The organism is Oscillibacter sp. UBA6647 (assembly GCA_002455655.1).
In the GTDB taxonomy this organism is placed as follows: Bacteria; Bacillota; Clostridia; order Oscillospirales; family Oscillospiraceae; genus Oscillibacter.
On record DKLF01000109.1, the window covers coordinates 1 to 3506 of the forward strand.

Here is a 3506-nt window from a genome sequence, read left to right on the forward strand (position 1 = left end):
GCTGTGGGGGAAAGCCTTTACGCTGTTGGGGGTCGTCTCCACCAACAACTGCCTGTATCTGATTCCCTTTGTCACCATTGTCATGGCGGGGCTGACGCTGAAGGAGCCCATCTCTCCGGCAGCGGTGGCAGGCGCGGTGCTGATTACCGCCGGCGTGATTCTGGCCCAGCGGCGCAAATCTCCTGTTCCAGCGCAAGCGGAACAGGCCTACCCGCCGCAAGCCTCCCGGGAGGCTCTTGTTAAGGATACCTCGGAGGAGGCATAACATGCATTTATAAAAAGGAGGAAGCCGCGGCGCGGCTTCCTCCTTTTGCTGTTTGGCGGCTTTATGCCGTGTCACATCTCTGTAAATTCAAGGACTTCCTTCGTCCGCTCAAACTCCTCATACCGCAGTCCCCGGTCCGTAAGCTCCATCTCCCCTACCTGATTGTCATAGGGATCGGCCCGCCAATGGTCCTGAGGCACGTCAAAGGGGGCCTGAAATGCCGTGTTAGCGGTCATGCGGTAACTATCCAGATTGCCAAAGTAAAACCGGCGGCGGGCCTCGTTTCCCTCTCGCACGGCGCCCGCGCCAAAGGAGGGGTCGGCATACAGCCAGCCGTGGGGCGCGATGTAAAACCGCGCCCAGTCGTGGGCCCCGCAAAACCCCGGCTCCGCCTTCCAACCGCTTTCCCACCGGGCCGGAATCCCCGCACAGCGGCAAAGCGTGATAAACAGCAACGCCATGACCCCACAGTCTCCCACAAGGCTTCTGGCGCAGTTCTCCGCAATATTTTCAAGACCGAAATAGGCCCGCACATAGGTGTATTTCACATTTAGCGTCACAAAATCATAAATCCTGCGGGCTTTTTCCAGCGGCTTCTCCACGCCCCTCGTCAGCTCCGCCGTCAGGGCACGGAGATACGGGGTAAACAGCAGATGGGGCGGCTCCTCCGCCAAAAATTTCTCCGGCGGGTATGTGGACTCCTCTCTGTTCTTCTCCGGACGGGTTAAATCCGTATACCGCGCCGTGCGCACATAGGAAAACTCCACCTCAAAGGGATGGTTTTTCTCCATGCGCTCCTCCCAAAACACCACACGCTGGGGTGCGTTCTCCGGGGAGATATGGGCAGGCTCTGGGGAAATCCTCTCGATACGGAGTTCGCTCTGCGCGTCGCAGGCACAAGGTAGGGGCAGGTATGCCCGAACCCGCTCGCCTTTTTGAAATGCCCCGTCCTTCAACCGCAGAGACGCACGGCACCGAATGCGGGCAGATAACTCCCCCTTTTCCGCCAACAGACGCGCCACGCGATCCAGTCGGGACTCGCCGTCCTCCCGGGCTGCGTTGGAGCCGTCCGCACCCAGTTGGGAAACTCCCGCCCGGGCGGCATAGGACGCGTCGGTTTTGCAGAGAGAGTCAAAGAAACGGTCAAAGTAATGGGGAATGCCCTGCACGTAAATCCAGTCAATCCGCCCCGCCGCCGCCAGTGCGTCAAACTCCTCTGCCGTAAAATCCGGCGCGGCGGATTGTGACAGAGCAACGGCTTCTTCCCGGGTAAGAGGATAATCCGCCGGAAGGCGAGCCATCATCTCCCGTTGGGCAGTCAGGCAGCGCTTCAGCGGCTCCGGCGTGTTGGGCGCGTTTAAATACCGCAAGGCGGCGCGGTCCGCCCCGGCAAAATCTCCAAAGTATTTCAGGCGCAGAACATCCTCCGGCAGGCCGATGTGAAGATATCTGAAATTGTCGTTGATGCCCATGCTTCCTCCTTTTCCCCACGCTCGGCCTCCCCGGAGATGGGGAGGCCGAGCGTCTGTTTATTCGATTTTGACTTATGCCATCAGCTTGAGAATCGCACCCATGGCAAGCCCGGCAAAGTTCCCGATGGCCGCGCCCAGCACGCCCATCAAAACGCCGATGCCCGCATAGGACTCATGATAAGCCACCGCAATAATCGGCGCGGAGGCGCTGCCTCCGATATTGGCCACCGACGCTGTGGACACCATGCACAAATCCCAGTGGAATATCTTGGACAGGAAATACATAAGCGCCACATGAATGATGAGGATAAACACGCCGTAAACCACCCACATGGGCGCGGAGAGCAAGTCGTTGAGGGGTGCCTGCGTCGCCAGCAGGGAAACCACCGCATACAGCAGGATATTCGACAGCTCCTCTACCGCCGGAAGCTTTCCAATGGGGGTCATGGCGCACGCAAGGCCCAGCACGGTGACAAACACGGTGGTGCAGGTGCCCTTGTCGAACATGCTCAGGCCCACAGCCTTGAACCCGGTATTCATCAGCAGGCCAATCTTCTGAGACATGGCGGAGACAAACAGCGCAAGGCCGATCAGCCAAATCCAGTCGGCGGACTTTGCCTGCTTCTTCTCCTTGGCAACCTCTTCGTTAGCAGCTTCGGCCACGGCGGAGAGCTTGGTGGTATCGGCCCGTACGGAATTGTCCCACTTTTTGGAATACCTCACCATGAAGAGGAGCAGGGCAATCCACACGGAATAGCACACCGTATCCAGCGCCAAAGCGCAGCTATACGCGCCGGGGTCCACCGGCAGCGCGTCCTGCATGGCGGCCATATTTGCCGAGCCACCCACCCAGGAGGCGTACAGCGCGGCGGTGGCGGCCCAGGTATCCGCACCCAGCATTCCCTTGAATATGGGATAGCCGATGATAAAGCCCGCGGCGATGGTCACGGAGCAGCCGAGGAAAATAGCCACCATCCGCCCGCCCAGCTTTGCAAGCTTGCGGAAGTCGCAGCGCAGCAGCATCACGAAAATCATGGAGTAAAGCAGGTTGTTTTTCAGACCGCTGTATGCGGCGGAGCACTCCTCCGAGGCATACAGGCCCATGGTGCAAAACACCATGTTCAGCACGTAAATCCACACCAGCGGGGGAACCCAGTTGAAAATCTTCCACTTGGCGTACTTTTCCAGTGCCAGCAGTCCGCCGGCCAGGAACATCAGAAACGCAATGTACGTAAAGCCGTTGGTAATCGTAAACATGTTGTCCTCTCCCTTTTTATTTTAAGTTTCCGGTTTCGCGGTTCCCATACCGCCCGGACGCGCAATTCGGCGCACGCAGCGCCCCATGCTCAGCCTCCCCCTTTCTTCTATCGTCTGCGGGATAGCCATCCCGCCGGAATTCCTCAGTCCAGATACGTGATGCCCCGGATACCCGTCACGCCGAGGCCCGGTGCGTCGGACACGGTGATATCCTTCTCGTTGAACACCGCGCCCCCCTCCACGGGGTCCTCGCTGCACAGGACGGGGCCGTCCAGGTCCACCTTGGTGATGATTTTCTTTCCGCAGGCCAGATGCACCGCCGCGTTGACGCTGGCCTTCGCCTCCAGCATACAGCCGATCATGCACTCCACGCCGTAAACCTCGGCGGCAGAGGCAATTTTCAGCGCGTTCCACAGTCCGCCGCACTTCATCAGCTTGATGTTCACCAAATCCGCCGCGCCCATCTGCATGATTTTCACCGCGTCCTCGGGGGAAAACACGCTCTCGTCCGC

The 3506-nt window shown here is 59.2% G+C and carries 3 protein-coding genes and 1 pseudogene; 1 reads left to right on the forward strand and 3 read right to left on the reverse strand.

Going from position 1 to position 3506, the window contains the following annotated elements; translation table 11 throughout:
* Nucleotides 1–265: pseudogene (locus B2W96_RS08110) on the forward strand (hypothetical protein); the annotation flags it as partial.
* Between the two features lie 71 nt (nt 266–336).
* On the opposite strand, the gene B2W96_RS08115 reads toward B2W96_RS08110, so the two are convergent.
* From B2W96_RS08115 to B2W96_RS08125, 3 genes are all read right to left on the reverse strand, one after another.
* Nucleotides 337–1737, reverse strand: a complete 1401-nt coding sequence (locus B2W96_RS08115) for a transglutaminase-like domain-containing protein (protein WP_293009784.1) — start codon at nt 1735–1737, stop codon at nt 337–339.
* 72 nt (nt 1738–1809) lie between these two features.
* Nucleotides 1810–2994: a DUF819 family protein gene (locus B2W96_RS08120; protein ID WP_293009785.1), complete on the reverse strand. Its 1185-nt coding sequence runs from the start codon at nt 2992–2994 to the stop codon at nt 1810–1812.
* A 143-nt stretch (nt 2995–3137) separates the two neighbouring features.
* A partial coding sequence (locus tag B2W96_RS08125) for an enolase C-terminal domain-like protein (protein WP_293009786.1) occupies nt 3138–3506 on the reverse strand: 369 nt, incomplete at its 5' end.

Bases quoted from the DNA above. Each gene is read 5' to 3' on its own strand.
- B2W96_RS08120 (WP_293009785.1), bottom strand. From the start codon at position 2,994: ATGTTTACGATTACCAACGGCTTTACGTACATTGCGTTTCTGATGTTC.
- B2W96_RS08115 (WP_293009784.1), bottom strand. From the start codon at position 1,737: ATGGGCATCAACGACAATTTCAGATATCTTCACATCGGCCTGCCGGAG.